General features: G+C 70.3%; 20 protein-coding genes. 5 read left to right on the top strand and 15 right to left on the bottom strand.

The window, feature by feature from the left end; all coding sequences use genetic code 11:
• Positions 1 to 30 precede the first annotated feature (30 nt).
• The gene (locus F3T56_RS32720) at positions 31 to 1,059 is read right to left on the bottom strand and encodes a glycosyltransferase family 2 protein (RefSeq protein ID WP_149828968.1); all 1,029 of its coding nucleotides are present in this window, start codon (positions 1,057 to 1,059) and stop codon (positions 31 to 33) included.
• A gap of 134 nt (positions 1,060 to 1,193) precedes the next feature.
• Between F3T56_RS32720 and F3T56_RS32715 the strand changes: the two genes are divergently transcribed.
• Together F3T56_RS32715 and F3T56_RS32710 are read left to right on the top strand one after the other, a co-directional pair.
• Entirely contained in the window at positions 1,194 to 2,636 is a 1,443-nt protein-coding gene (locus F3T56_RS32715; RefSeq protein ID WP_484422109.1) for an LCP family protein, read from the top strand.
• A 133-nt stretch (positions 2,637 to 2,769) separates the two neighbouring features.
• Positions 2,770 to 4,056: an LCP family protein gene (locus F3T56_RS32710; protein ID WP_149828966.1), complete on the top strand. Its 1,287-nt coding sequence runs from the start codon at positions 2,770 to 2,772 to the stop codon at positions 4,054 to 4,056.
• 60 nt (positions 4,057 to 4,116) lie between these two features.
• Here the strand turns inward: F3T56_RS32710 and F3T56_RS32705 are convergent, their stop codons facing one another.
• The 7 genes from F3T56_RS32705 to F3T56_RS32675 form a co-directional block, all read right to left on the bottom strand.
• Complete coding sequence (locus tag F3T56_RS32705; protein WP_149828965.1) at positions 4,117 to 4,482, bottom strand: four-helix bundle copper-binding protein; 366 nt, start codon at positions 4,480 to 4,482, stop codon at positions 4,117 to 4,119.
• Positions 4,483 to 4,580: 98 nt separating this feature from the next.
• Positions 4,581 to 5,528 (bottom strand): hypothetical protein, encoded by a 948-nt coding sequence (locus F3T56_RS32700; RefSeq protein WP_149828964.1) that lies wholly within the window; start codon positions 5,526 to 5,528, stop codon positions 4,581 to 4,583.
• Positions 5,525 to 6,667: a protein phosphatase 2C domain-containing protein gene (locus F3T56_RS48450; protein WP_281291931.1), complete on the bottom strand. Its 1,143-nt coding sequence runs from the start codon at positions 6,665 to 6,667 to the stop codon at positions 5,525 to 5,527. The genes F3T56_RS32700 and F3T56_RS48450 overlap by 4 nt, the downstream gene beginning before the upstream one ends.
• A gap of 37 nt (positions 6,668 to 6,704) precedes the next feature.
• On the bottom strand, positions 6,705 to 7,370 hold the full coding sequence (locus F3T56_RS32690; RefSeq protein ID WP_149828962.1) for a vWA domain-containing protein: 666 nt from the start codon (positions 7,368 to 7,370) through the stop codon (positions 6,705 to 6,707).
• A gap of 51 nt (positions 7,371 to 7,421) precedes the next feature.
• Positions 7,422 to 7,955: a hypothetical protein gene (locus tag F3T56_RS32685; protein ID WP_149828961.1), complete on the bottom strand. Its 534-nt coding sequence runs from the start codon at positions 7,953 to 7,955 to the stop codon at positions 7,422 to 7,424.
• Positions 7,956 to 7,969: 14 nt separating this feature from the next.
• On the bottom strand, positions 7,970 to 9,295 hold the full coding sequence (locus F3T56_RS32680) for a methyl-accepting chemotaxis protein (RefSeq protein ID WP_149828960.1): 1,326 nt from the start codon (positions 9,293 to 9,295) through the stop codon (positions 7,970 to 7,972).
• A gap of 287 nt (positions 9,296 to 9,582) precedes the next feature.
• Positions 9,583 to 10,740 (bottom strand): acyl-CoA dehydrogenase family protein, encoded by a 1,158-nt coding sequence (locus F3T56_RS32675; RefSeq protein ID WP_149828959.1) that lies wholly within the window; start codon positions 10,738 to 10,740, stop codon positions 9,583 to 9,585.
• 198 nt (positions 10,741 to 10,938) lie between these two features.
• On the opposite strand from F3T56_RS32675, the gene F3T56_RS32670 reads away from it, so the two are divergent.
• Positions 10,939 to 12,282 carry a UDP-glucose dehydrogenase family protein gene (locus F3T56_RS32670; RefSeq protein WP_149828958.1) on the top strand — a complete coding sequence of 448 codons (1,344 nt, stop codon included), beginning with the start codon at positions 10,939 to 10,941 and terminating at the stop codon, positions 12,280 to 12,282.
• A gap of 177 nt (positions 12,283 to 12,459) precedes the next feature.
• Positions 12,460 to 12,822 carry a VOC family protein gene (locus F3T56_RS32665; RefSeq protein ID WP_149828957.1) on the top strand — a complete coding sequence of 121 codons (363 nt, stop codon included), beginning with the start codon at positions 12,460 to 12,462 and terminating at the stop codon, positions 12,820 to 12,822.
• 12 nt (positions 12,823 to 12,834) lie between these two features.
• On the opposite strand, the gene F3T56_RS32660 is transcribed toward F3T56_RS32665, so the two are convergent.
• The 4 genes from F3T56_RS32660 to F3T56_RS32645 form a co-directional block, all read right to left on the bottom strand.
• Positions 12,835 to 14,070, bottom strand: coding sequence for a dipeptidase (locus F3T56_RS32660; protein ID WP_149828956.1), 1,236 nt, complete (start codon positions 14,068 to 14,070; stop codon positions 12,835 to 12,837).
• Between the two features lie 132 nt (positions 14,071 to 14,202).
• Positions 14,203 to 15,381 (bottom strand): dipeptidase, encoded by a 1,179-nt coding sequence (locus F3T56_RS32655; protein ID WP_149828993.1) that lies wholly within the window; start codon positions 15,379 to 15,381, stop codon positions 14,203 to 14,205.
• 78 nt (positions 15,382 to 15,459) lie between these two features.
• A complete protein-coding gene (gene purE / locus F3T56_RS32650) occupies positions 15,460 to 15,984 on the bottom strand; it encodes a 5-(carboxyamino)imidazole ribonucleotide mutase (protein ID WP_149828955.1) in 525 nt (174 codons plus the stop codon).
• Complete coding sequence (locus F3T56_RS32645) at positions 15,981 to 17,141, bottom strand: 5-(carboxyamino)imidazole ribonucleotide synthase (RefSeq protein ID WP_149828954.1); 1,161 nt, start codon at positions 17,139 to 17,141, stop codon at positions 15,981 to 15,983. Before F3T56_RS32645 ends, purE begins: the two co-directional genes overlap by 4 nt.
• Before the next feature lie 201 nt (positions 17,142 to 17,342).
• Between F3T56_RS32645 and F3T56_RS32640 the strand changes: the two genes are divergently transcribed.
• Positions 17,343 to 17,915, top strand: a complete 573-nt coding sequence (locus F3T56_RS32640) for a GtrA family protein (protein ID WP_149828953.1) — start codon at positions 17,343 to 17,345, stop codon at positions 17,913 to 17,915.
• 126 nt (positions 17,916 to 18,041) lie between these two features.
• On the opposite strand, the gene F3T56_RS32635 is transcribed toward F3T56_RS32640, so the two are convergent.
• The 3 genes from F3T56_RS32635 to F3T56_RS32625 all read right to left on the bottom strand — a co-directional run bounded on the left by F3T56_RS32635 (position 18,042) and on the right by F3T56_RS32625 (position 21,960).
• Entirely contained in the window at positions 18,042 to 19,310 is a 1,269-nt protein-coding gene (locus F3T56_RS32635; RefSeq protein WP_149828952.1) for an ATP-binding protein, read from the bottom strand.
• A 280-nt stretch (positions 19,311 to 19,590) separates the two neighbouring features.
• Complete coding sequence (locus F3T56_RS32630) at positions 19,591 to 20,268, bottom strand: response regulator transcription factor (protein ID WP_149828951.1); 678 nt, start codon at positions 20,266 to 20,268, stop codon at positions 19,591 to 19,593.
• A 261-nt stretch (positions 20,269 to 20,529) separates the two neighbouring features.
• Positions 20,530 to 21,960 carry a hypothetical protein gene (locus tag F3T56_RS32625; protein ID WP_246204115.1) on the bottom strand — a complete coding sequence of 477 codons (1,431 nt, stop codon included), beginning with the start codon at positions 21,958 to 21,960 and terminating at the stop codon, positions 20,530 to 20,532.
• Positions 21,961 to 21,968: the final 8 nt, after the last annotated feature.

Genomic DNA, 21,968 nt, shown 5'->3' with positions numbered 1-21,968 from the left:
TGTGGGCCCCGACTCGTACGTCCTTCGCGCTCAGCTCTCGGTGAGCACCGCCGGGCGGCGGGACGCGATGACCTTCTTCGCCAGCGACTTGGGGCTGGTGAGGAAGCCGAAGCCCCAGGACATGTGCATCGTGGCGAGCGCGATGGGGATCTGGAGGCGGGCCTTGAGCGGCAGGCCCTTGCCGGCCGGGATCGAGCCCGCGACGATCGCCGCGAGGTAGCCGCCGGGGACGACGAAACCCAGCGGGGTCAGCAGGCCGCCCACCAGCAGCCCGGCCGCTATCGCGCACACCGCGGTCGGCGGGGCGAGGTAGCGCAGGTTGATGGAGCCCTCGTGGTAGCGGGCGACGACGTGGCGCCAACGCCCGTAGTCCTTGTACTGCTTGGCGAGGGCCTTCACGCTGGGCCGCGGCCGGTACGACACCCGCAGCTCGGGCGAGAACCAGACGAGCCCGCCCGCCTCACGGATCCGGAAGTTCAGCTCCCAGTCCTGGGCGCGGATGAACTCCACGTTGTAGCCGCCCTGCTGCTCAAGGGCTTCGCGCCGGAAGACGCCGAGGTAGACCGTCTCGGCCGGACCGGCCTGGCCGCCCGTGTGGAACGCCGCGTTCCCCACCCCGATCTTCGAGGTCATCGCCGCCGCGACCGCGTGCTCCCAGTCGTTCTCGCCCTCGGCGTGCATGATCCCGCCGACGTTCTGCGCGCCGGTCTCCTCCAGGAGCCGTACGGCGGTGGCGATGTAGTTCGGCGAGAGGATCCCGTGGCCGTCGACGCGGACGACGATCGGGTGGCGGGAGGCTCCGATCGCGGCGTTGAGCGCGGCGGGCGTACGACCGGTGGGGTTGGGCACGGTGTGCACGCGCGGGTCTTCGGCCACGAGCTCGGCGGCGATCTCGTCCGTGCGGTCCGTGGACGGACCGAGGGCGATCACGACCTCCATCTCACCGGCGTACTCCTGCGCGAGGATCGCTTGGACGGCGCCGCGCAGATGCCGCTCCTCGTCGAGGACAGGCATGATCACGGACACGGCGGGGAGCCGCACGTCGGGCTTGGCGTTCATAGGGGGCTCACGTTACCGCGAACGGGGGACACGAACGCGACCCGCCCGGTCGCCGGGACGGGCCGCAGATCGTATGGCCCTACGGTGCTCACGGATCCCCCACTCCCCCGACCGGTCTCGCGGAGGTATCTCCCGTGCCCACACCGCCCCGCCACCCCGCCCGGCCCCCGCAGCCCCGACCGCCCGTGCGTCCACGGAGGACGAGTTGGGCCATGCGGGCGGCGACCACACTGTCGGTGGTGGTGCTGGCCGCCGCGGGCATCGGGCACGCGGTCGTCACGCGCCTGGACGGCGAGATCGCCCGGGTCGACGCCTTCAAGGACATGAAGAACCGACCCGAGGCGGGCCACGGCATGAACGTCCTGCTGGTCGGCACCGACGGCCGCGAAAGGATCAGCGAGGAGGAGCGCCGCAGGTACCACCTCGGCGGCGAGCCCTGCCACTGCACGGACACGATGATGATCGTCCACATCGCGAAGGACCGTGAGCGGGCCAGCATCGTGAGCCTGCCGCGCGACTCGTACGCCGAGGCCCCCGCGCACACCGACCAATCCACCGGCGAGAAACACCCGGCCCATCCGATCAAGCTGAACGCGGCCTACGCGGAGGGCGGCCCGCAGCTCACCGTGCGCACGGTCGAGCACATGACCAAGGTGAAGATCGACCATTATGTGGAGGTCGACTTCACCAGCTTCATGCGGACCGTGGACGTCCTCGGCGGCGTCAAGATCTGCACTGCCGAGCCGCTCAAGGACTCCTACACCGGCCTCGACCTCCCCGCCGGCACCCATGAACTCGACGGCGGCCAGGCCCTCCAGTACGTCCGCTCCCGCCACACCGACGGCTCCTCCGACCTCGGCCGTATGAAGCGCCAGCAACGCTTCATGGCGTCCCTGATGTCCCAGGCGACGTCCTCCGGGGTGCTGCTGAACCCCATGAAGTTCCGCGACATCACCCGGGCCGTCCTCGGCTCCGTCCGCGCCGACAAGGAGTTCGGCACCGGCGAGCTGATCGACCTCGGCCGCGCTCTGCGCAACCTCACGCCCGCGTCCTCCGAGTTCACCACCGTCCCCATCGAGCGCATGGGCTACCCCGTGAAGGGCATCGGCTCGACCCTCAAGTGGGACGGCACCAAGTCCGACCGCCTCTTCAGGGCCCTCCGCGACGACCGCCCCCTCGCCCCCTACAAGACCCGCGTCAAGTACGTCCAGGTCGACGTGGCCCCTCAGCAGATCCGCGTCCAGGTGGCGAACGGCACGACGGTGTCCGGCCTCGGCAGGGCGATGGACAAGCAGCTGGCGGCCACCGGCTTCCGCACCACGAAGACCCCCGTGAACGCCCCCCAAAGTGACGTTCGCCGCACCGTCGTCCTCTACGACCCCCGCTGGGACCGCTCGGCGAAGTCCCTGGCCACCGCCCTCCCCGGCGCGGAACTCCGCACGGTACGCGGCCAGGGCCCCACCATGAAGGTCATCGCGGGCAAGGACTTCAAAAAGGTGCAGAAGGTACGGGTTGAGGATCCTCAGCAGGACGAGGCCGGAGTGCTGAAGGGCAACGAGGTGTCGTGCGCTCCGTAGCAGGCGCCTCTGAACCGCGGGGTGTCCGGCCCTCTACACATGCGTGCGATTTGTGTCAGCTTGGCAACAGCCCTGCCCTTGTTTTTCGTCGACCCTTGTAAACGACACAGCTCGGCACTGCACACTGGGGCGCATGAACGATTGGCCCGAGGGATGGTCCGGCAACAACCGCGGTGGCGGCTACGGACACGGAAGCGCGAGCGCACAGCCCGACGGGGCGCGTGTGATGCGCCAGGTCCGTCGCGGCCCGTCGGCACCCCCGCAGGGCGGCGTGCCACAACAGCCGTCGTACGGCGACTCGTACGGTGACGGTTACGGCAACGGCCCCGACCAGTACGGCGGCGGCCCCAACAGCGACTACAACACCGGCCAGGTGTACGGCTCCGGCGGCCCGGGCGCTCCCGGTGGCCATGGCGGCCGCGGTGACCGTCCCGCGCCGGACTGGCGCCGCCGTATCAAGGTGACGGCGATCACGGTCACCGTCGTCCTGCTGGCGACGACGATAGGCACGTACTTCTGGGCCGACTCCAAGCTGAACCGCGAGGTCGACCTCTCCAAGGTCATCGAACGGCCCGAGGCGGGCGAGGGCACCAACTACCTGATCGTCGGCTCCGACAGCCGTGAGGGTCTGTCCGACGAGCAGAAGAAGGAACTCCACACCGGGTCCGCCGACGGCAAGCGCACGGACTCGATGATGATCCTGCACACCGGCTCGGGCGGGCCCACCCTCATATCCCTCCCCCGCGACTCGAACGTCGAGATCCCGACCTTCGTCGGCTCCGAGTCCGGCAAGACGTTCGAGGGCACCGGCCGCCAGGTGAAGCTGAACGCGGCGTACGCGGAGGACGGCCCGGAGCTGCTGGTCCGCACCGTCGAGGCCAACACGGGCCTGCACATCGACCACTACGTGGAGATCGGCTTCGCGGGCTTCGCGAACATCGTCGACGCGGTCGGCGGCGTGGACATCGAGATCCCGAAGGGCGGCATGAAGGACACCAAGTCCGGTGCCAACTTCGAGGCGGGCACGCAGACCCTGAACGGCGAACAGGCCCTCGCCTTCGTCCGCACCCGCTACGCCCTCGCGGGCAGCGACCTGGACCGTACGAAGAACCAGCAGAAGTTCCTCGCGGCCCTCGCCAACCAGACCGCGACGCCGAGCACGGTGCTGAACCCGTTCAAGCTGTACCCGACGATGAGCGCGGGTCTGGACACCCTGATCGTCGACAAGGACATGAGCCTGTACGACCTGGCCGACATGTTCTGGGCGATGAAGGGCGTGACCGGCGGCGACGGCAAGTCCATGAACATACCGATCTCGGGCAACTCCGCCAACGGCAACCTCCAGTGGGACACCACGAAGGTGAAGCAGCTGGTGGAGCAGTTGAAGAACGACGAGACGGTGACGGTGTCGAGCAACTGACCCTGCCGTACGACCGAGGGGCACCCCGTGGACGGGGTGCCCCTCGGTCGTACGGCAGGGTCAGGCGGTCGCGCCCGCCATCGTCCGGCACGTCTCGGAGCAGCGGCGACACGCCTCGGCGCAGCGCATCATCTGCTGGTCGTCCGGCATGGACATACACGCCTCGGCACACATGTCACAGGCGCGGGCGCACATCGCGCACATCTCGGCGGACAGCGGCGAGCGGCGCATCATCATGTCCGCGCACATACGGGTCATCTCGGCGCAGTCCATCAGCGCGCGCATGATCTGCATCTGCGCCTGGCCGCCGGCCTGCATGCAGGAGCTCATGGTCTCCTCGCACACGCTGTGGCACGTCATGCAGGCGTCGACGCAGTCCTGCATCTCCTTGCTCATCGCGGTCATCGTTCCGGCCTGCTGCTTCATGGCTCCTCCTGGGGATGGTGGGAGCGGGGGCCCGGGGCGGGCCCCGTGCACTTCCGTCCTACGCCTCATCACCCTGCCGCGCCACAGGATCCGGTGGGTCAGTCCCGCAGACTGATCCGCCCGCGTCTGCGCGGACCGTCGAACTTCGTGCGGTCCACGGGCGGCCGCACGGCCGGCTCGGCGGCGGCGAGTCTGATCGTCTCGCGGCCGGCCAGTGCGATACGCCACTGACCGAGGTGCGGTCTCTCACCACGCGGCTCGGCCGCCTGGTCCCACAGGGCCCTGACCGCGTGCTCGCGCCGGTCGTCGAGCACGCCGGGCAGCGGTTCCAGCCGCCGGCCGGGGGCGCTGTACGCGTCCTGGCTCAGCACACGGCCCACCAGCAGGGCCACCTTGTAGCGGTCGCTGTCGACGGTGACCGTCCCGGGCACGGCCAGCGGGTCGTGCCAGTCCGGTGTGTCCGCCTGCTCCAGGACCGGCGGACGTCCCACGAGCCGTACGCCGTCGCAGTCCAGGAGGTGTACGGCGGGCCCCGGCCGTACGGTCCACAGCACGTTCGCCTGCGACACGTCACCCACGACCAGGCCCAGCGCGTGCAGCCATTCGAACAGCTCCACGGCGGCCACGACCAGGGCCTGGCGTTCCGCCGGTGTCGGCTGCGCGACGGCCTGCCATGCGGCTTTGGGGGCCCGGAGCAGGTACGACAGCTCGTTCAGCCGGGTGTCGCCGCGCGAGGTCCGCCACGTCATGCTGTCCGGCGCACGGTGCATGAGGAAGCCGGTCACCCGGCCGCCGTCCACGACCCGGCACAGCGGCCAGGCGGTCTCCCGGTCCAGACGGTCCCGGTCGGCGGGGGCGAGGCCCTGGCGGAGGGCGACGAGGGCGGCGAGTTCCCTGCCGTCGACCTTGTGCGGCTCGCGGTAGCTCTTGTACAGCAGCCGTCCCGGGCCGGTGACATCGAAGACCTCGCCCTGGCCGCCGTCGCCGATGCGGTCACCCAGGGCCAGGGTGTGCAGGGGGACATCGGCTCCGTCGACGGGGCTCATGGCGTGCCCTCCCAAAGGACGACCGCGGTGCGGTCGTCGTCGTACGACTTCACCCGGTACTGCAACTGCCACAGGAAGTCGGCCGGCGCGGGCGCGGTCCCGGAACCCCAGGCGGAGCGCAGGAAGTCCCGCATCCCGCCGTCCCCGGCGAGCGGTGCGGACAAGCCGTCCGTGCACAGGACCAGTACGTCGCCGGAGAGAGCCGGGCCGAGGAGGCGAGCGCGTACGCCGTGGTCGTGCGGCAATGCCGCGGTGCGGGTGTCGATCATCCCGTCGTCACCGTGCTCCGGATCCGTCACGGCCAGATACCACTCGGCGTCGCGCAGCAGCGCGGTGCCGCCATCGCCGACGGCCAGGAATCCGCGGGTGCGGATCTCCGGGTCCAGGGGCACGAGCAGGCAGCGCAGGGTGGTGGCGTACGCGGCCGGATCGTCTCCCCGCTCGCGGGCGTGGTGGGTCAGGAGCGTTCCGACGCGCTGCACCAGGGTCTCCACCAGCGAGGCGAATCCGTCCTGGTCGCCCGTGCGGAGCGCCTCGGTGAGCTCGGCGGAGGCGGCGTCGAGGTGCAGCGCGGCCAGTCGGCAGGCCTCCTGTGAGCCCACGTGCGAACGGGCGGCCGACCCCACGCCGTCCGCCACGGCGAGCAGCAGCAGCTCGTCACGGCCGGGCTCTCCGATGCGGGTCAGCGCCAGGGAGTCCTGGCGCGGCTCACTCTGGTAGCGGTGCGAGTCGCCGCGTACGGAGGCGGCTCGCACGGTCAGGGAGCCGTAGGCGGCCCCGTCCACCACGATGTCGGGGATCAGGGCCGCGGTCGGGTCACGGCGCACCGCCGGGATGTGACGGGGTTCCGCCGGATACAGGGGCGGCTTCGGGCCGGAGTGACGTGGGACTCCCAGGACGGGGATGTGCGGTGCTGCGCCGTCCGACGGGGGTGGGGGTGGGGGTGGGGGTGGGGGTGGGGGTGGGGGTGGGGGTGGGGACAGCGGTGTGGCCTCGGTGACGGTGGTGGCTGGTGGGACGGGCTGCCGCAGGGGTTCGGAGAAGACCTGGCCGACGCTCCGCCACGTCTCGTCCAGCGGATCGGGCGGATCGGGCGGATCGGAAGGCTCCAGGGCGGCGTGGGACGTTCCGGCGTTCATGCGCGCGGTGTTTCTGTCCTCTCCCATCGGTACGGCCTCACAGCTTGTCGAGGGAAACGGTGGAGAACCCCGGCACGGTGTCGTCCACGGCCAGGGTGAACCCGTCGCCGCCGTCCGCCGCTATGCTCCCTGCCGAGCGGACGATCGACCGCGTGAGGCTGGACGCGAACTCGCGCAGCGCCTGGGCCGGTGACACCGCGCTGTCCTGCTGCATGAACGCCCGGAAGTTCGCGACGTGCGCGATCGTGGACTCCTGCGCCTCGCCGATGCCGAAGGCGATGATCTTGGGGCAGAACCGGGACTCGGTGAGCTCCTTGTACGCCTGCTCCCAGTCCTCGTCGGTGGGGATGCCGTCGGACAGGAAGAAGACCACCGGGCGGTACACCTCGTGGCCTTCCGCCTTGAGCGCGGCCACGTCGGCCTCGACGCAGCGCAGCAGCGTGCGGAACGCGTCACCGTACGAGGTGAGCCCACCGGCCGCCAGCGCCGGCACCTCGTCGATGTCGCTGAGGTCGACGAGCGGCTGCAGCACGGTGGCGGTGTCGGAGAATCCGATGAGGCAGAAGCGAGTCTTGTCGGCGACGGTGGGGTTGGTGCTGATCTCGTGGTGCAGGTCCGGGAGAGCGCGGTTGATGGCATCGATCGACTCGCCGATCATCGACCCCGACTCGTCACAGAGCAGGTAGAAGGGCAGGATCTGCAAGGTCGGTACCTCCGGGACGTGGGTCGGTAGGCGTGGGTCAGTAGGCGTGGGTCAGTAGGTGTAGAAGTAGATCTCGATGTCGGCGTGGCCCGAGGAGGCTCCGCCCTTCCAGAAGTCGCGTGTGGTGGCGCCGCGGAACATGTCCGGACGGGCCTTCTCCAGCAGGGCGTTGACCTCGTGGGCGTAGGCCCCTCCGCCCCCCGGGTCGGGGTGGCGGCCGAAGGTCAGCACGAAGGCGGCCTGCCGCCCGTCGTACCGTTCCGTCACCTTGCGCAGCCCGCGCAGGATGGCGTCCTTGTCTCCAGCCCTGGCGTTGATGGCCACCTTGACCGGAGTCCGGACGACGGCCCGCGGGCCCTTGGGCTTCTTGGGCTTCGCCGAGGCCGAGGGCGAAGGCGAGGGCGAAGGCGAGGCGGACGGTGAGGGCAAGGGCGAGGGCTTTGTGGCGGGCTTCGCGGCGAGCGGATCGGCCTGGTCGCCCATGGCCACCAGGGCGAGGACGAGCAGCATGTCCGCGAACAGCCACCCCGCCAGGTGCAGCGGCTCGAACCTCCGGCGGCCCTTCGACTCCGTAGCCCGTTTCATCCCTGTCACCTGTTTCATCCCCATCGCCCCCACAGCCCCTTCCCGCGGGGTCGAGCCTCGACCGGGAGCGCCGGAGGCGATTGCGGGGGCTCAGGAATCCGATCCGCGGGAGCCGACTGTCCGGGGTCCTGATGGCCCTGGTCCTGGTCCTGGTCCTGGTCCTGGACGTCGGTCACCCGCACCAGCCGCAACGACGGGTCCGTCCGCAGTGCGTCGGCGAGGCGCGCGAATCCCTCGGCCGCCGCGCGCAGCGCCTCCGTGTGGGCGCCCAGCTCGCGCACCGCCTGCTGGGACTCCTCGACCGCGCGGGCCGTGTCCTCGGTGATCTCGCCGATCCTGCCCAGCAGTTGGGAGGAGACGTCGGAGGCGACCTCCATGCCCGTGGTGTGGGCGCGCTGGGCCGCGGCCAGCACGGTGACCGAATCCTCGACGCGGCCGCCGGCGCCCTCCACGGCGAGCCGCACCCCGCTGCTGGCGTCGCGGACGTCGTCGAGCGCCTTGCGGACCTGCACTCCGCTGTCGCTGACGGCGGCCTCGATGCGGCCCGCCGCGGCCTCCAGGGGCCGGATGGAGGTGTCCACCCCGGCCAGCCGTCGCTCTGCCGCCTCCACCGCACCGCCCACGACCGAGGCCGCCGACGTCAGGTCCTGCTGTAGGCGTATGGCCTTGCTGCCCAGCTTGTTGAGGGTCGAGGCCGCCGAGGAGAGCTCGGCGGCGAAGCGCTGCGGTGAGCCGTGCCGCTGCTGGTTGACCAGCAGCTGGGCACAGGTCAGTGCCGGTACGAGCCGCGCCATCAGCTCTTCACAGGCCCGCTCCGCGGCTTCCTCCCGGTGGGTCACGGCGGACCGGCGCAGACCGTGCAGGAGGATCAGGGTGAACAGCAGCGCGATGGCCGCCGTGGCGCTCATCGCCACGTGGCCGAAGGTGAAGGCGCCGGTGAGGTGCCCCTCGAAACCCGACTGCCAGAGTTGCAGGAACGGCCGGGAGGCGGCTTTCGGGTCCGCTCCGGTCAGCGCCTCGTACGCGCTGGAGGCCTGGGTCAGGCCGTACCAGGTGAGGAGCAGCGGTACGAAGACCAGCGAACCGAGCGCGCCTTCGGCATAGATCCAGGCCTTGTGCTCCGGCACCTGGTCCTGGGCCGCGTGGAGACTCTCCGGCCGCGCGTAGGCGGCGAGGAGATCGAGTTCGGACCACGGTTCGAGCGCGGAGGCGTCCGGGGCCCGAAGCGCGTCCGCGAGGGCGGTCAGCTCGTCCTTCCGGGTCCCGAGGGCCGGCCGTTCGGCCAGGTCCTCGATGCTCTGAGCGACCTCTTGGCGGTCCATCAGGGCACCCGTAGGCATGCCCCACCCCCTTAAGAAACTTGGCGGCACACGGGGTGAGTTGACGCTCGTCCGGATGAACGGCCTCTGCTCCCCCGCGAGTTCACACGCATCCGACGCGTGACCGAGGAGCACAGACAGTAGGCCAGGGCGCCGGGACCCGTCCCGAGATGTGACAAGACCCCGGCCTACGCGGTAAAGGGCGCAGTTGAGCATCGACGCTGATGAGCGACGACCGTCGCCGGGAAACACGCGTGGCCCTCCGCCGGAGAGGACGGAGGGCCACGGTCGGCCCGGGAGGGCGCGCCTTACGGCAGGTTGCGGGCCATGACGATGCGCTGGACCTGGTTCGTGCCTTCGTATATCTGCGTGATCTTGGCGTCGCGCATCATGCGCTCGACCGGGTAGTCGCGGGTGTAGCCGTAGCCGCCGAGGAGCTGGACGGCGTCCGTGGTGACCTCCATGGCGACGTCGGAGGCGAAGCACTTGGCGGCGGCGCCCTGGAAGGTGAGGTCGCTGTCGCCGCGCTCGGAGGCGGCGGCGGCTTGGTAGGTCAGGGCGCGGGCGGCGGTGACCTTCATGGCCATGTCGGCGAGCATGAACTGGATGCCCTGGAAGTCGGCGATCGCCTTGCCGAACTGCTTGCGCTCCTGGACATAGCCCTTGGCGTAGTCGAGGGCGCCCTGGGCGACGCCTAGGGCCTGGGCGGCGATGGTGATGCGGGTGTGGTCCAGGGTCTTCATCGCGGTGGCGAAGCCCGTGCCCTCGTCGCCGATCATGCGGTCGGCGGGGACGCGGACGTTGTCGAGGTAGACCTCGCGGGTCGGGGAGCCCTTGATGCCGAGCTTCTTCTCCGGTGCGCCGAAGGAGACGCCCTCGTCGGACTTCTCGACGACGAAGGCGGAGATGCCCTTGCTGCGCTTCTCGGGGTCCGTGACCGCCATCACCGTGTAGTACTCGGACTCGCCGGCGTTGGTGATCCAGCGCTTCACGCCGTTGAGGATCCAGTGGTCGCCGTCGCGGACCGCCTTCGTCTTCATGCCGGCCGCGTCGGAGCCCGCGTCCGGCTCGGAGAGGCAGTACGAGAACAGCGCGTCGCCCTTGGCGAGCGGGCCCAGGTACTTCTTCTTCAGCTCCTCGGAGCCGGAGAGGATCACCGGGAGCGAGCCCAGCTTGTTGACGGCCGGGATGAGGGAGGAGGAGACGCAGGCGCGGGCCACCTCCTCGATCACGATGACCGTGGCGAGCGCGTCGGCGCCCGCGCCGCCGTACTCCTCGGGTACGTGGACGGCATGCAGGTCGCTGGCGACCAGCGCCTGAAGCGCCTCCCTGGGGAAGCGGGCCTCCTCGTCCACCGCGGCGGCGTACGGGGCGATCTTGGCCTCGGTGAGGGAACGGATCGCGTCGCGGAGCATGTCGTGCTCCTCGGACGGGCGGTACAGGTCGAAATCAGCCGATCCGGCCACGGACTCTCACGCTCCTGACGCTAACTACCGTTAAGTAACTCAAAGTTTAGGGGTCCGTCCACGCGAGTGATACGTGAGCTTGGCGACAAGGAGAAGGACAAGGCGAAAGACAAGGAGAAACTCCCCCGTGAGGGGCCCGAACACGCCCCGACTATGCTCGTGCAGCGCACTCACGGCCGTATATCCCAGGAGCACTCCATGGCCCTCAAGATCACTGTGATCGGCACCGGCTATCTCGGCGCCACGCACGCCGCGGCCATGGCCGAGCTGGGTTTCGAGGTGCTGGGCCTGGACGTCGTCGAAGAGAAGATCGACATGCTCCGCCGGGGCGAGGTCCCGATGTACGAGCCGGGGCTGGAGGAGCTGCTGCGCAACCATGTCGCCGGAATCGAGGGGTCCACCGGGCGGCTGCGCTTCACGACCGACTACGCCGAGGTCGCGGCCTTCGGTGACATCCACTTCGTGTGCGTGAACACCCCGCAGCGGCACGGCGAGTACGCCTGCGACATGTCGTACGTCGACGCCGCCTTCGCCGCGCTCGCCCCGCATCTGACGGGCCCGGCGCTGGTCGTCGGCAAGTCGACCGTGCCCGTCGGGTCCGCCGACCGGCTGGCCGCCTATCTCGCCGAGCACGCGCCCGCCGGGGAGGACGCCGAGCTGGCCTGGAACCCGGAGTTCCTGCGCGAGGGCTTCGCCGTGAACGACACGCTGCACCCCGACCGGATCGTGGTGGGGGTGCGGAGTGAGCGCGCCGAGAAGCTGTTGCGGGAGGTGTACGCGACGCCGGTCGGTGAGGGCTCGCCCTTCGTCGTCACCGACTTCCCGACCGCCGAGCTGGTGAAGACCTCCGCGAACTCCTTCCTCGCCACCAAGATCTCGTTCATCAACGCCATGGCCGAGATGTGCGAGGCCTCCGGGGGCGATGTCGCCAAGCTGGCGGAGGCGATCGGGTACGACGACCGGATCGGCAGGAAGTTCCTGCGGGCCGGCATCGGCTTCGGCGGCGGCTGTCTGCCGAAGGACATCCGGGCGTTCATGGCCCGTGCCGGTGAGCTGGGGGCCGACCAGGCGCTGACGTTCCTGCGCGAGATCGACTCCATCAACATGCGCCAGCGCGGGCAGATGGTCGAGCTGGCCCGGCAGGCGCTGGGCGGTGGCCCTTTCCTCGGTAAGCGCGTGGCCGTCCTTGGCGCCACCTTCAAGCCCGACTCGGACGACGTACGCGACTCACCCGCCCTGAACGTCGCCGGGCAGATCCATCTCCAGGGCGGCCAGGTCACGGTGTACGACCCCAAGGGCATGGACAACGCCCGGCGGATCTTCCCGACCCTCGGGTACGCCGACACCGCGCTCGACGCCGTACGGGGCGCCGACATCGTGCTGCACCTCACCGAGTGGCGCGAGTTCCGCGAGCTGGACCCGGCGGCGCTGGGCGAGGTGGCGTCGAATCGGCTGCTGCTGGACGGCCGCAACGCGCTGGACCCGGCGCTGTGGCGCAAGGCCGGGTGGACGTATCGGGCGATGGGGCGCCCTACCGCGTAGGGCCCACGGGGCCGGGTTCACCGAGCGGGGTCACCGGGCGGTGCGGTGGGTGGCCGGCGTGGGCCGGCCACGGCCGGCTTTCCGGTGTGTCCAGGCGTCGGTGCCCGACTCCAGGTAACCGTTACTGGTTACCTGCTTCCACAGGTAACCGCGTCTCGCAGCCGAGGAGAGAAGGCCATGGCCATCGCCAAGCTGGATGTCGTCGTACTGGACTGTCCCGACCCGGTCGCGCTCGCCGGGTTCTATGCCGGGGTGCTCGGCGGGACGGTCGTCGAGGAGGCGGACTGGGTCGATCTGAAGCTGCCGGGGGGTGGGGTGGCGTTGGCGTTCCAGGCCGCGCAAGGGTTCGTGCCGCCGGAGTGGCCCGCGCCGGACCACTCGCAGCAGTTTCATCTGGATCTGACCGTGGACGACATGGATGCCGCGGAGAAGGAGGTGCTGGCGTTGGGGGCGCGGCCGTTGGAGGCGGACGACCGTGAGCGGAGCTTCCGGGTGTACGCGGATCCGGCGGGGCATCCGTTCTGCCTCTGCCGGAGCTGAGCCGGACACCCCCTAGCCGTCCAGATCTCCGATCTTCGCCGTCGAGGCCTCTCTGCGGTCCTGGGCGGCTCTGGCCGTGAAGTCGGCGGTGCGGAGGACTCGTTGGACGTTGCCCCAGGTCAGGAGGGCCAGGTCGTCCTGGGACCAGCCTCTGTGCATCAGCTCGGCCACCAAGCGGGGGTAGCAGGAGGCGTCGGCCAGGTTCTGGGGGTGGGCCGCGCCGGAGTCGTATGTGCCGGAGAGGCCCACGCACTCGGGGCCGACGATGGCGCGGACGTGGTCGAGGTGGTCGGCGACGTCGCGGATGGACGGGCCGGTCTGTTCGGCGGTGAGCGGGACCATGCACAGGCCGTGGGCCTCGCCGAGTACGGCGAGGAGGTCGTCGGGGAGGTTCACGGGGTGGGGGCGCAGGGCCGCCGCCGCCGAGCGGGTGCACAGGACGGGGGCGCGGGAGACCGCCAGGGCCCGGCGGACGGTGGACTCGGAGGCGCCGGAGACGTCGGCGAGGACGCCGAGGCGGTTCATCTCGCGGACCACTTCCTCGCCGAACCGGCTCAGCCCGGCCTCGCCCGCCCAGGAGGCGCCGGCGAGGGTGACGGCCTTCAGGCCGAGGGCGTGCAGGGCGCGGAGGATGCCGAGGGAGTCGCCTAGGGAGGGGGCCCCGGCCGGGCCGAGCAGGATGCCGATGCGGCCGCAGTTGCGGGCGTCGGTGGTTTCCCCCGCGCTGTGCACGAGCCGCAGGCCCTCGGGATGGGCGTGGACCACCGTCCGGACCAGGTCCAGCTGTTCGAGGGTGGCGCCGACGGCGCGCTCGCCCGTCAGCCGATCCGACAGGTGCAGCGACCAGAACAGCGCGCCGATGTGGCCCTTGCGCATCCGCGGCACATCGGTGTCCACGCCGCCCTCGCCCAGTTCGAGGTCGTACGAGGGGAAATGGCGCAGCACCCAGGGCAGCCCGCTGTAGCCGTCGGCCACGGGGTGGGCGGCGAGGAACTCGTGCGCCTCCCCCAGCCCGTCCGGATCCTCCAGCCCGTCCGGATCCTCCAGCCCGTCCGGATCCTCCAGCCCGTCCGGATCCTCCAGGTCCTCCTCCTGGCCTTCCAGGTTCTCCAGGTCCTCCAGCCTTTCGGGCGCGGCCGGGGGCGCCTTGGTGCCGTCGCGGGTGACCTCGGCCGTCTCGGCGCGGGGCGGCGCGTCGAGCGCGCCCGCTTCCGCTGTCGCTTCGAGTTCGTCCTGCAGGTCTGCCATGGCGGACCTCCGTAGCCGGTCGGTGAACGCAGTTACCGTCACCGTGGCACGGCGGCCGCCCGCCTTCCTGGTGGGTGGGGCGTTCGGGGGTAAACCGACCCGGGTGTCATTCGGGGGTGACCGACCCCGGTGTCAGCCGTCGAGCTGCTCCAGCGTCGCGTTCGACGGGGCCGTACGGGAGCGCAGATCACGGGCCACGTCCTCGGCCGCGCCCAGCACACGTACCGCGTTCTGCCAGGTCAGCTTGGTCAGGTCGGTCCGGGACCAGCCGCGGTCGAGGAGCTCGGCGATCAGGTTCGGGTAGCCGGAGACGTCGTCGAGGCCGTCCGGGGTGAAGGCCGTGCCGTCGTAGTCGCCGCCGATGCCGAGGTGGTCGATGCCGGCGACCTCGCGCATGTGGTCGAGGTGGTCCGCGACCGTGGACACCGTGGCGACCGGGCGCGGGTTCCGCTCCTCGAAGGCGCGGTGGATCGCCATGGCCTCGGGGGTGGTGTCGAGGTGGTGGAAGCCGTGGGCGCGCATGTTCTCGTCGGCGGCGGCCGTCCAGTCGACGGCGGCCTGGAGCACGAACTTCGGGACGAAGGTCACCATCGCCACTCCCCCGTTCGCGGGGAGGCGCTCCAGGACGTCGTCCGGGATGTTGCGGGGGTGGTCGCAGACGGCCCTCGACGAGGAGTGGGAGAAGATCACCGGGGCGACGGAGGTGGCGAGCCCGTCACGCATCGTCGTCGCCGCCACATGGGAGAGGTCGACGAGCATGCCCTCGCGGTTCATCTCCCGGACGACCGCGCGGCCGAAGGCCGACAGACCGCCGACGGCCGGGTCGTCGGTCGCCGAGTCCGCCCAGGCGATGTTGTCGTTGTGGGTGAGCGTCATGTAGCGGACGCCGAGCGCGTACAACGCCCGCAGGGTGGCGAGGGAGTTGTCGATGGAGTGGCCGCCCTCGGCGCCCATCAGGGAGGCGACGCGGCCCTCGGCGCGGGCCGCCTCCATGTCGGCGGCGGTCAGCGCGGCCCGCAGCGCCGCCGGGTAGCGGTCGATCAACTGCCGTACGCAGTCGATCTGTTCGAGGGTCGCGGGCACGGCCCCGGGGCGATCCGAGGGGACATAAACAGACCAGAACTGCGCCCCGACCCCGCCCGCACGCAGCCGGGCCAGGTCGGTGTGCAGATAGGCGCTCTGGTCGGTGGCGATGTCGCGGGCGTCCAGGTCATAGCGGACCTGCTCGCGCAGCGCCCAGGGCAGGTCGTTGTGCCCGTCGGCGACGGGGAACTCCCGCAGCAGCTCCCGGGCTTCCTCCAGATACGTCATGTTCATTTCCCCCGTCTCCCCCGCCTTGCTCATCGACTAATCGGTCACTGCTCGGTCACTACTCGGTCGACCACTCGGTCACTTGCCGAAGCCGAAGCCGTTGTCGGTGCCCTCGACCTTGGCGCGCAGGCGCTTGCCCTTCTCGGTGGCCTGGTCGTTCAGCTCCTGTTGGAACTCCCGCATACGGCCGAGGAGTTCCTCGTCCTGGGTGGCCAGGATGCGGGCGGCGAGCAGACCGGCGTTGCGGGCGCCGGCGACGGAGACGGTCGCGACGGGCACACCGGCCGGCATCTGCACGATCGACAGCAGGGAGTCCATTCCGTCGAGGTACTTCAGCGGCACGGGGACGCCGATGACCGGGAGCGGGGTGACGGAGGCGAGCATGCCGGGCAGATGGGCGGCGCCGCCCGCACCCGCGATGATCACCTTGATCCCCCGGTCCGCGGCCTCCTCGCCGTACGCGACCATCTCGCGCGGCATCCGGTGCGCGGAGACGACGTCGACCTCGAACTCAATCTCGAACTCGTCGAGGGCCTGAGCGGCGGCCTCCATGACGGGCCAGTCGGAGTCCGACCCCATGACAATGCCAACGACGGGGCTCATTCGGTGATCGTGCCTCTCAGGTAACCGGCGGCGTGACGGGCGCGGTCCAGCACGTCGTCGAGGTCGTCGCCGTAGGTGTTGACGTGGCCGACCTTGCGGCCGGGCTTCACGTCCTTGCCGTACATGTGGATCTTGAGCTGGGGGTCGCGGGCCATGCAGTGCAGGTACGCGGAGTACATGTCGGGGTAGTCACCGCCGAGGACGTTGACCATGACGGTCCACGGCGCACGCGGGCGCGGGTCACCCAGTGGCAGGTCGAGAACGGCCCGTACGTGGTTGGCGAACTGGCTGGTGATCGCGCCGTCCTGGGTCCAGTGGCCCGAGTTGTGGGGGCGCATGGCGAGCTCGTTGACGAGGATGCGGCCGTCGCGGGTCTGGAACAGCTCGACGGCGAGGTGACCGACGACGTCCAGCTCCTTCGCGATGCGCAGGGCCATCTCCTCGGCGCGGAGGGCGAGCGCCTCGTCCAGGTCGGGGGCGGGCGCGATGACCGTGTCGCAGACGCCGTCGACCTGCCGGGACTCGACCACCGGGTACGCCACGGCCTGGCCGTGCGGGGACCGTACGACGTTCGCGGCCAGCTCCCGTACGAAGTCGACCTTCTCCTCGGCGAGGACCGGGACGCCGGCGCGGAACGGCTCGGCGGCGTCCTCGGCCGAGCGGACGACCCACACGCCCTTGCCATCGTAGCCGCCGCGGACGGTCTTGAGGATGACCGGAAATCCGTAGCCCTCGGCCCCTTCGGGGAGCCCCTCGGCGGCGAAGGCCGCCACATCCGCCGGATCGGCGACGATCCGGTGCCGGGGGCACGGGACGCCGATCGCGTCGAGCCTCGCCCGCATCACGCCCTTGTCCTGGGCGTGCTGCAGAGCGTCCGGGCCCGGGCGTACGGGGATGCCGTCCGCCTCCAGGGCCCGTAGATGCTCTGTGGGTACGTGTTCGTGATCGAAGGTGATCACGTCGCAGCCCTGCGCGAACGCACGGAGCGTGGCGAGGTCGCGATAGTCGCCGATGACGACATCGCTCACCACCTGCGCCGCGGAATCCTGAGGGGTGTCACTGAGAAGCTTGAACCTGATGCCGAGCGGGATGCCCGCCTCGTGTGTCATACGAGCGAGCTGCCCCCCGCCGACCATGCCGACTACCGGGAACGTCACACCCCCAGGGTATCGGCCGCGGAATCGGCCACTCCCGGGTGTCCGGTTTCCCCCGCCTTTTCCGCCCTGGGCCCGGGCTGTGAGCAGCCCCACAGGCATTGCCAAGGGGAGCTGGTTAGCATGGCTGAACCAGTGATTTTCGACCGAAGATCAACTCACTTCGGACATAACAGACCGAACGAGCGACGGGGGCCGCGCACGATGGGAAGTACCACCTCGGGGCCTCATGGGAAGCCCCGCGGCGTCCTGCGCCGACGGATCGACCAGTTCGTACGTGAGGTCGTCAAGTTCGGGGCGGTGGGCGGTGCGGGGCTGCTGGTGAACCTCGCCGTGTTCAACCTTGTACGGCACGTCACCGACCTTCAGGTGGTGCGGGCCAGCGTCATCGCCACGGTCGTCGCCATCGCCTTCAACTACGTCGGTTTCCGCTACTTCACGTACCGGGACCGCGACAAGAGCGGCCGTACGAAGGAGATGTCCCTCTTCCTGCTGTTCAGCGCGGTGGGTTTGGTGATCGAGAACGGCGTCCTCTACACGGCGACGTACGGCTTCGACTGGGACAGCCCGTTGCAGAGCAACATCTTCAAGTTCCTCGGCATCGGCATCGCGACCCTCTTCCGCTTCTGGTCGTACCGCACGTGGGTGTTCCGCGCACTGCCCGCGCGAGCGGCGGTGGCACGCGCGGAATCGTTCCTCGAAACGGAGTCGGCCCACCCACCCGCCCTTACAGGGGGTGCGGTGAAACGATCAACGGCACCTTACGAACGCCACTGAGGACAGCGCGCCCTGAAGGGGCGCGGGGCTGTATCGATTTGCGGCTCCGCCGCGTGGGCGCGAGCAACCACATCAGACCCGCAGTCGCGCAATTACGCCCCGGAGCTACGGCGCCATGGCGAACCCTTACCGAACCGGCCGTTCCTCCACACCTGACGGCATTTTCGGCGTCCGCGACAGGAACAACGCGAACACCGGCGGCTTCGCCTGGAGCAGCTCCAGGCGCCCCCCGTCGGCCTCCGCAAGGTCGCGGGCGACGGCGAGCCCGATCCCCGTGGAGTTGCGCCCACTGATCGCCCGCTCGAAGATCCGCGCCCCGAGGTCGGCGGGAACACCGGGCCCTTCGTCGGTGACCTCGATCACCGCCTGGTTCCCGGTCACGCGAGTGCGCAACGCCACCGTGCCGCCACCGTGCATGAGCGAGTTCTCGATCAACGCGGCCAGCACCTGTGCGACCGCGCCGGGCGTGCCCACAGCCTGAAGGTGCCGCTTGCCGGAGCTGACGACGGCACGGCCGGCGCTGCGGTAGGCCGGGCGCCACTCCTCCAGCTGCTGCTTGATGACCTCGTCGAGCTCGAAGGAGACGGCCGAACCGTTGCGCGGATCACGGGAGTTGGTGAGGAGCCGCTCCACGACGTCCGTCAGCCGTTCCACCTGGGTCAGCGCGATGTGCGCCTCCTCCTTCACCGTGGCCGGGTCGTCGGTGAGGGTGATCTCCTCCAGCCGCATGGACAGCGCGGTCAACGGTGTACGCAGCTGATGGGAGGCGTCCGCCGCGAGGCGCCGCTCGGCGGTCAGCATGCGGCCGATGCGCTCGGCGGAGGAGTCCAGCACATCCGCGACCCGGTCCAGCTCCGGGACGCCGTACCGCTTGTGGCGGGGCCGCGGGTCGCCGGAGCCGAGGCGTTCGGCGGTCTCGGCGAGGTCGGTGAGGGGGGAGGCGAGGCGGTTGGCCTGGCGTACGGCGAGGAGGACGGCGGCGACAACGGCGAGCAGGGCGACCGCCGCGATGATCAGCAGCGTACGGCCGACTTCGCGGCTCACCGCCGAACGGGACTCCTCGACCGTGACGATCTCGTTCTTCTCGCCCGTGGCCTGGTGGCGGATGACGTCACCGGTGGGCTTCTCGCCGATCTCGATCGGGGGCTGGCCGGGGATCTCGATACGGGCGTAGCGGTCGTCGCCGACCTGGTCGCGGAGGACCTTGGCCGTGATGCGTTCGTCGCCGATGATGCGGCTGTCCACGATGCTCGTCAGCTGCACCGCCTCGGATTCGACCTGTTCCTGGGCGCTGTTGCTGATCGTGCGGGTCTCGACGATGACGAGGGAGAGGCCGAAGACCGCGATGACCACGAGGACTACGGCGAGGGTGGACTGAATGAGGCGGCGACGCACGGTTGCCCTCCGGGCGGGCGGGGTGTTTTACATGGTCCAGTGTGCCTTTGCCATGTGCGGCACCCGGGGCCGGGGCTGGGCGGGGGCGGGTTTCGCTTACCGGCGCGTGCAGGGTGCCGCTGCGCCCACCCTCCCCCACTCTCGACTTCGCTCGAGCGGGAGGGACCCCCATGAGCGGCAGGTGCCCCCATCGCCCCAGCGGCACGATTGCCCGCGGCTACGACAGCGGGGTGGGTAGCCGCCCCACCGCACGACTGCCCGCGGCTGGGACGGCCACGCCTCAGTTCTTCTCGAAGCGGAAGCCGACCCCTCGTACCGTCGCGATGTAGCGCGGGTTCGCCGCGTCGTCGCCCAGCTTCTTGCGGAGCCAGGAGATGTGCATGTCCAACGTCTTCGTCGACGACCACCACGTCGTGTCCCAGACCTCGCGCATCAGCTGGTCACGGGTGACCACCCGGCCCGCGTCGCGCACCAGCACCCGCAGCAGGTCGAACTCCTTGGCCGTGAGCTGGAGTTCCTCGTCGCCCATCCAGGCGCGGTGGGACTCGACGTCGATGCGGACGCCGTGCGTGGCGGGCGGCTGCTGGGGCTCGGCGGCGCCGCGCCGGAGCAGGGCCCGGACGCGGGCCAGCAGCTCGGCGAGCCGGAAGGGCTTGGTGACGTAGTCGTCGGCGCCCGCGTCGAGGCCGACGACGGTGTCCACCTCGTCGGCGCGCGCGGTCAGGATGAGGATCGGGATGGTGTGGCCCTCGGCACGCAGCCGGCGGGCCACCTCCAGGCCGTCCATACCGGGAAGCCCCAGGTCAAGGACGACCAGGTCGACACCACCCTGCATTCCGGCGTCCAGCGCGGTGGGGCCGTCCTCGCGGACCTCCACCTCGTACCCCTCCCGGCGCAGTGCGCGAGCCAGCGGCTCCGAGATGGACGCGTCGTCCTCGGCGAGCAGTACACGGGTCATGCAGTGATGGTAGTCCGCCGAGAACCGCAGGTGGAGGGTGATCGGCAAGCGCGCTTCACACCGTTCTCCGGCGCATTTCTTACCTCCGACAGGCCTCCACCGGGCGTGATCGAAGTCGGCGGCGATCCGGAGTGGGGATGGTGAAGGTCCGGAGGAATTCCGGCGGTGGCCGCGTCACAGCCCCCTTCTTACCTGTGATCCACCTCTCAAGCCCCGGCTGAAGGGCTGCCGTGCCCGTGGGTACGGCAGCCCTTCGGACGTTCAGCGCAGGTGCCGGCGCGGCATGAACGTGAAGATCGCGCCGCCGAGGAGAGCCGTGGTGCCCGCGAGGAGGGCCAGAGCCTTGAGCGTGCCCCTGCCGTCCGAGCCGGTGTCCGCGAGGCCTCCGCTCGTGCCGCCGGAGGCGGTGCTCGACGTACCCGGCGTACCGGCCGCGGTGCCGGACGAACCGGACGAACCGGATGACGAGGAACCGCCCGAGGCGCCGCCCGGCTGCTGTGTGGTGTCGAGGGTGAGTGAGACCAGCGACTCGGCCGGGGTGCACGTCGTGGTCGTACCGAGTGCGGTGATGGTCAGGACACCCGGGGCCAGCGTGGACTCACCGGTCGCGCCCGGCTTGTAGGTGCCGGTGAGATCGGGAATCTCCATGGGGTCGCCCGCCTTGATGTCCTCGGCGTTTGTCGGGCCCTCGACGTGGACCGACCCCTCGTCGGCGCCGCCGAGGACGACCTCCATGGAGGGCTTCACCGAGTCCTTGGGGATGTCGGCCGGGCTGTCCATCACCGACTTCTTGAACTGGACGGTGAGGTCGTAGCTCTCCCCGTCCTTCTTCGCGTCGATCTGCACCGGCGAGGTCACACTCTTGTCGCCGATGGGCGTCTTGCAGTCGTACGGGACCTTGACCTCCTTGCCGGGGAAGTCGGTCTGCCCGTCGCCGCCGCCCGAGCCGCCGCCACCGCCGGTGTCATCGCCACCGCCGCCGGTGTTCGTACCACCATTGCTGGTACCGCCGGTGTTCGTACCGCCATTGCTGTTGCCGCCGGTGTTCGTCGTGCCCTCGGTCGTCCCGCCCTCGGTGTTCCCGCCGGACGAGCCCCCGTTCGTACTGCTCGAACCACCGGTGCCGCTCCCACCACCCGTACTCCCGTCGCTCGCTGTCACGTTGATGGTGGCCGCGGCCGTCACCGGGGCGGTCGGCGCGCACTCGGTCTTGGTGGTGAAGACGTCGATGGTGTACGCGTCCGGCGTCAGCGTCACCGCGCCGGGCGCCGTCAGTTTCAGGGTGCCCTTCATGGCGGACAGCGCCATGGCGCCGCCCTTGGGGATGGCGGGGTTCTCGCGCGGCCCCAGCATCGCGATGTCGGCGGTCTGTGCCCCGGCGGCCTTGAGCTTGCCGCTCGGTTGGACGGAGTTGGCAGGCAGGTCGATGAGGTCGGGGTTCTTGGAAGCCGCCTGGACGAACTTCCACACCACTTCGACCTCCTCGCCGACCTTCGCCGTCTGTGGGGCGGTGATCTCCACCTTGGTGGTCCCCTCGACGGGCGGCAGCCCCGAGGCCGCCGGCGGCACGCACTTCGTCGCGAACGCCACCTCCGCCGCGTACGCCGGCACCGCGGCCGCGCCGAGCAGGGTCCCGGCCCCGCCGAGCAGCAAAGCGACCCCGAGGGCACTCGCTCTTCGCTGTGCTCTCACAGCTCTCA

Source organism: Streptomyces tailanensis, from assembly GCF_008386495.1.
GTDB lineage: Bacteria > Actinomycetota > Actinomycetes > Streptomycetales > Streptomycetaceae > Streptomyces > Streptomyces tailanensis.
Note: the sequence above shows the minus strand (reverse complement) of the source record. Positions and strands in the feature narration are given on the sequence as shown.